This is a genomic window from Streptomyces bobili (assembly GCF_002154575.1).
In the GTDB taxonomy this organism is placed as follows: Bacteria; Actinomycetota; Actinomycetes; order Streptomycetales; family Streptomycetaceae; genus Streptomyces; species Streptomyces bobili.
On sequence record NZ_MUBA01000652.1, the window covers coordinates 1 to 2,217 of the forward strand.

Annotated in this window: 3 protein-coding genes; 2 read left to right on the forward strand and 1 reads right to left on the reverse strand. The window is 73.7% G+C overall.

The genetic code is table 11. The features are described 5' to 3' along the window. On the reverse strand, nt 1–511 hold a 511-nt coding region (locus BZL64_RS35570), incomplete at its 3' end, for a TetR/AcrR family transcriptional regulator (RefSeq protein ID WP_107430416.1). A gap of 57 nt (nt 512–568) precedes the next feature. On the opposite strand from BZL64_RS35570, the gene BZL64_RS35575 reads away from it, so the two are divergent. Both BZL64_RS35575 and BZL64_RS35580 read left to right on the forward strand, forming a co-directional pair. Then, nucleotides 569–1,255, forward strand: a complete 687-nt coding sequence (locus BZL64_RS35575; protein ID WP_086773184.1) for a class II aldolase/adducin family protein — start codon at nt 569–571, stop codon at nt 1,253–1,255. An 11-nt stretch (nt 1,256–1,266) separates the two neighbouring features. After that, nucleotides 1,267–2,196 carry a carbohydrate kinase family protein gene (locus tag BZL64_RS35580; protein ID WP_086773185.1) on the forward strand — a complete coding sequence of 310 codons (930 nt, stop codon included), beginning with the start codon at nt 1,267–1,269 and terminating at the stop codon, nt 2,194–2,196. Nucleotides 2,197–2,217 lie beyond the last annotated feature (21 nt).

The window sequence follows — 2,217 nt, forward strand, 5'->3', positions numbered from 1 at the left end:
CCGCGTGGCCGGCGCCGGCCAGCGCCTCGTCGTCGTCCGCCATGTCCAGGGCCAGCAGCACCCGGCGGACGCCGTCGGCCATCCGGCGTTTGTGCTCGCGGTCGGCGGCCCGGGTCCGCTCGGTCAGCCCGCTGCCGAACCACAGCGCGCGGAAGCCGTGTTCGGTGCGGTAGATGCCGGCGAACGCGTCGAGCAGCACGCCCACGGGATCTTCCCACCGCTCGGTCGCGGCGGCCCGCACCAGGTCGTCCATGGCCGCCTCGATGCGCGCGAAGTATCCCGCCGCCAAGGCGTCGATGAGCGCGTCGCGGTCAGGCAGGTACTGGTAGAGCGAGCCGACCGAGACCTCCGCCTCGGCCGCCACCCGTGTCGTCGTCAGGGCTTCGACCCCCTCCGCGACCAGTACGCGTTCGGCGGCCCGCAGCACCAGCGCCAGCCGGGCCCTGCTGCGTGCCTGCCGGGGGGTGCGGCGCAACGGGACGGCGCCCTGATCCGCGTCTGCCGGGCTCAAGAACTACCTCCGAACATGAAGGTGACTTTGTTTCACGTTTACGCTACCGTCGCGCCCATGACCGACTCAAGCTCCGCGCTGGGTCAGGAGCGGGCCGCCGTCGCCGACGCCTGCCGGCGCCTGGCGGCCGAAGGCCTCCTCATCGGCACGGCAGGGAACGTGAGCGTGCGCGCGGGCGACCGGGTCGCCGTCACGGCGACCGGAGCGGTCCTCGCCCGGATCACCCCCGACCAGGTGACCGTCGTCGACCTCGACGGCACGGTCGTGGCCGGCACCCTGCGCCCCACCTCCGAACTGGAACTGCACCTCGGCGTCTACCGCCGCTACGGCACCGCGGCGGTCGTCCACACCCACGCCCCGATGGCGACCGCCGTGTCCTGCGTCCTCGATGAACTACCGTGCATCCACTACCAGTTGCTCGCCCTGGGCGGCACGGTCCGGGTCGCCCCGTACGCCACCTTCGGCACCCCCGAACTCGCCGCGTCGGTGCTCGACGCGCTGGACGGGCGCGGCGCCGCCCTGATGGCGAACCACGGCGCGGTCACCCACGCCCCGACCCTCGACCAGGCCGTCGAGCACGCCCTGCTGCTCGAATGGGCCTGCGGCGTCTACCAGCGTGCCGCCGCCATGGGACGTCCCCGCGTCCTCGACGAGGGACAGCAACTCGCCGTCATCGAGGCCGCGCTGGCCCGCGACTACGGCACCACCCACCCCGTACCGCCCGTGCAGGAGGGAAACCGATGAGCCTCGCCCCGATGAACGTCGTCACGATGGGGGTGCACGTCCTGGACGTGCTGGTCCGGCCCGTGGAGGCCATACCCGAGGGGCAGGGTGCCACCCTGGTGGAGGACATCAGGATGACCGCCGCGGGTACGGCAGGCGGCACCGCCCTCACCCTCGCCAAGCTGGGCGCGTCGGTGCGCAGCGCGGGTGCCATCGGCACCGACCCCACCGGCGACATGCTCGTCCAGCTCCTGCGGCGGGCCGGGATCGACACCGAGTTCCTCGTCCGGCGCGGCGACACCGCCACCTCCGCCAGCGTCCTGCCGATCCGCCCCAACGGAGACCGGCCCTCCCTGCACCTGCTCGGCGCGAACATCACCTACGGCCTCGACGACGTGCCCTGGGACGCCGTGGCCGCCGCCACCCACCTGCACCTCGGTGGCCCCGAACTGATCGGCGTCGACGTCGCCGCGCGCATCCTGTCGTACGCCAAGGAGCACGGCACGGTCACCTCCGTGGACCTTCTCGCGCCCGGTGTCCTCGGCAGCTTCGAGCAGCTAGAGGCGGCGCTGCCCCACATCGACCATCTGCTGCCCAACGAGGACCAGGTGCTCGGCTTCTCCGGCGAGCCGGACCTCGCGGCGGGCGTGCGGAAGCTGCGCGAGGCCGGCGTGGGTGTGGTCGCGGTGACCCGCGGCGGGGACGGCGCCCTCGTGGTGAGCGCCGACGGGAGCGAGACGGTCCCCGCCTTCGCGGTCGACGTGGTCGACACGACCGGGTGCGGCGACGCGTTCTCGGCCGGCTACCTGCGCGGTGTCGCCCTCGGCCACGCACCGGTCCGGGCAGCCGTCCTCGGCTGCGCCGCGGCGGCCCTGGTCGCCCAGGGACTCGGCAGCGATCACGGGGACTTCGACCTCACGGCCGCCGAGGAGTTCGCGAACAGCGGCAAGCCGCGAGCGTGAGGCCGCCGCGCGGCGGACGGC